The organism is Holdemania sp. 1001302B_160321_E10 (genome assembly GCF_015552275.1).
GTDB lineage: Bacteria > Bacillota_I > Bacilli_A > Erysipelotrichales > Erysipelotrichaceae > Holdemania.
On sequence record NZ_JADNEM010000063.1, the window covers coordinates 1 to 3,525 of the forward strand.

The 3,525-nt window shown below is 50.4% G+C and carries 4 protein-coding genes; all 4 read left to right on the forward strand.

The genetic code is table 11. The features are described 5' to 3' along the window. Positions 1–640: hypothetical protein (locus tag I2D94_RS17890; RefSeq protein WP_195397885.1), on the forward strand; the 640-nt coding region annotated here is incomplete at its 5' end. A 1-nt stretch (position 641) separates the two neighbouring features. Continuing rightward, positions 642–1,058, forward strand: a complete 417-nt coding sequence (locus I2D94_RS17895; protein WP_195397886.1) for a hypothetical protein — start codon at positions 642–644, stop codon at positions 1,056–1,058. Then, positions 1,042–3,030 (forward strand): hypothetical protein, encoded by a 1,989-nt coding sequence (locus I2D94_RS17900; protein WP_195397887.1) that lies wholly within the window; start codon positions 1,042–1,044, stop codon positions 3,028–3,030. Before I2D94_RS17895 ends, I2D94_RS17900 begins: the two co-directional genes overlap by 17 nt. Then, entirely contained in the window at positions 3,027–3,479 is a 453-nt protein-coding gene (locus I2D94_RS17905) for a hypothetical protein (protein ID WP_195397888.1), read from the forward strand. Before I2D94_RS17900 ends, I2D94_RS17905 begins: the two co-directional genes overlap by 4 nt. Positions 3,480–3,525: the final 46 nt, after the last annotated feature.

The following is a 3,525-nucleotide window of genomic DNA, read 5'->3' on the forward strand; positions in this document are numbered from 1 at the left end:
TGCGCTGCCGTATGTGCTTAAGGCGGATCGCAACACCCGGCTGGGGGATATTGATACCAAAGATATTGGCAGCTACACCAAAGTATCTGTCAATTACTTTAACTACGGACCCACGGATCCGGAGGCTGAGCTGCAGGAGCTGTTTAGCGGCGAGGTGATCACTGATGAGGACGGTAATGCCAAGATTACCTACTCGGATGCGCCAGTGTACGATCTGGCCTGTGATTTGCCGGCTGGCTGCTCGATCAAGCACTACGCCGACGTCAGCCTTTTCCAGGGCGATCCTGGGACAATTTACGAGCTGGCAGTCAATGGCCGGGTGCGCAAAGTTTCAAGCGCTGCAGCCAGCGCTACGCTGCCTCAGATTGAGATTGACCCGCAGGCGCAAACGCTGGTGCTGGACAGCTGCAATGAGCTGATCGGCAGCGCCCAGCAAGCCAGGACGGCTGCCAGGTGGTATCTGGATCAGATGCAAAAACGGCTGGACATCAGCTTCAAGTGGTGGGCGGTCGCGACGACAGAAGCCTCGGAATTTTTGGAGGTGGAAACCACTTATGGCACCGTCGTTAAGGCGCAGATCAGCAGCATTGAGTACGATCTCGGCGGTGGATTGACCGCAACCGTTAAGGGGGTGGTGTGATATGGAGTATAAAACTTTCCGGGCGACGGACCGTTACAACGTTGACGACCTGCTGCGGGTTGAGCGTAATTGCCAGATCCTGCGGGATCGGATTGCAGCGTTACTTGGTGTTAATCTGCAACTAGATATCCGGACGGACTGGGATCTGACCAGCCTGCCAACGATCGGCCAGATGGATCGGATCCGGCACAACATTGAGCAGCTGACGTGTACCATGCACGACGCCTACACGATTCCTGATTTTGGGGACTATTTTGATTACACGATTGCTAATCAATTTGAGCGGGCGTTTGAGTTTATGGATCAGTACCTTGCGGATCTGATCGCGATCATCAATCAGCCGCTGGCTGGCCAGTATTTTGCCAACGAGCCATTATTTCTGCCTGCAGAGGAGGGATTAAGTGGCAAACTTATATGATTTTACGGAGCGGCTCAAGCTGCTCCTTTATTTAAACCATCGCAAGTCATCGGTCAACACCCGACATTTTGATGACAACTTTCAGGCGGTGGACGACTTTGCACGGGAGACAGACCAAAAGTTTGTCGACCAGGACACGGCGCGGAGTCAGCTGCAGTCTGATCTGATGGAGATTATCCGCACCAACAAGAATGCATTTGATAATCACGTTGCCGATCAAACCAACCCACATGCCGTTACCAAGCTGCAGGTTGGGCTTGGCAGTGCCGATGATACCAGTGATCTTGATAAACCAGTATCGACTGCACAGGCTGCTGCTATTAAGGTAGTGCAAGATGATCTAACGAGCCATAAAGGATCGACCTCCAATCCCCACAGTGTAACAAAATCACAAGTAGGTTTGGATAACGTGCCTAACGTGGCTACTAATGATCAGACACCAAGTTACACTGCAGCTACTACCCTGGCTGCTCTCGTGTCCGGTGAGAAACTCAGTGTTGCTTTTAGCAAATTGGCCAAGGGTACAACGGATCTGATATCACATCTTGCCAACAAGTCAAACCCGCATGGAGTGACTAAAGCCCAGATTGGATTAGGCAGCGTGGATAACACTGCGGATAAGTCAAAGCCAGTATCGACACCACAGCAAGACGCGATTGACGCCGCAATGGCTCAGGCCAATGCTTACACACTGCAAAAGATTGCCGATCTGATCAACGGTGCTCCAGAGTCGATGGACACCTTAAAAGAGGTTGCCGATGCAATCGCAGCTAATGAGGATGTCATGGCTGCCTTAAATGCTGCTATTGGCATCAAAGCGTCACAAGCAGAGCTGGATGGTCACACCGGCAATACGACGATCCACATCACCGCAACCGAGAGGACAAAATGGAATGGTGCGGTTAACGCAAAACATAGCCATGCCAACAAGGCACTCTTGGACACCTACACACAAACCGAAGCCAATCTTAAAAGCGCTGTGGACAACAAGCACAGCCACGGTAATAAGTCTGTTATTGACAAGATCACTCAAGCTATGTTGGACACTTGGGATACAGTGAGCAGTAAAGCAGCTGCGGTGCATAAGCATGTTAAAGCTGATATCACAGACTTTCCTGCTTCATTAAAAAATCCAACAGCTCTGACGGTAAAGCTAAATGGCACTGATGCAGCTACTTATGATGGATCCATAGCCAAAGAGGTCAATGTGACGCCGGCAGGAATTGGTGCAGCGGCATCAAGCCACACGCACAGCTATTTACCATTGTCTGGTGGAACCCTGACAGGCAATCTTACTCTTAAAGGAGCGCCAACTGCTGATCTGATGGCGGCAACTAAAAAGTATGTAGATGATCTTGCGGCTAGTGCAGGCAATGGCGATATGCTTAAATCTGTTTACGATACAAACGGTGATGGCATCGTTGATAACGCAGCAAAAGTAAATGGGCTGACCGTATTGACAGCTGTCCCGGTGGGTGCGAAATTTACTGATACTACTTACAGTGCATTTAAAGCTGCTACAGCAAGTGCTGCTGGAGGAACTGGATTGGTTCCTGCCCCTGCTGCTGGTAAACAAACCAGTTTTTTAAGAGGTGATGGTACGTGGGCTGTGCCGACTAACACGACTTACGGTTTAGCGACAGCAAGCGCAAACGGATTAATGTCTGCTGCAGACAAGGCTAAGATGGACAAGCTCAAAGATGAGAGTGTTATCCGCAATGTCACCATCGCAACGTCCGCATTTGTGGCCAATACGGATGATAATGCCGCTCAATACCCATATTGTGCAGACTACACGGTCAGCGGCATGACGGCCACATGCTGGGCTAACGTTAATCTGTCAGCGGCATCCAAAGCGCTTGGAGTCATTGAGCAGGGCAACACAATGGCAGGTAAGTTAAGACTGTACGCTAATGCGGTCCCAGCAAGTAATATCGTTATCGACAATATCGTTTGGAAGGAGGTAGGATGATGGCTTTAAGCGAGATCAAAGACACAACCGGATCAAAGCTCAATCAGTATAAAATAACCCACGCAGACGGTACTACAGAGGTCGTTACGCTGGAGTTTAGCCCGGGAGAGGACTATGTACCGGGCACACCGTTTAACGCCGCTACGGTGAATCCCTGGCTGTGTAAGATCAACAACCACGATCTAGCACCGCTGGAAAATATCACGGTGCCGACATCGCAGTTTGTTGACTCCATGGATTATCCGCAGTATGCGTACCATGTTGATATCGCGGTAGCGGGACTGCTTGAATCCGATTACTGCCACGTAACGCTCTCGCCGGCGACCGACGAGGAGGGGTGTATCGCCAAAGGGCGGAGCCTTAACGGTATCCTGCGGTTGTATGCGATTGCTCTGCCGGAGGAGAGCATTACAATATCAACACTTGTAATAGATAGGAGGGGTGTTTAATGCTTACAGACATCTTAGGAGCCGGAAAAGGTAAAAATCCATTCCC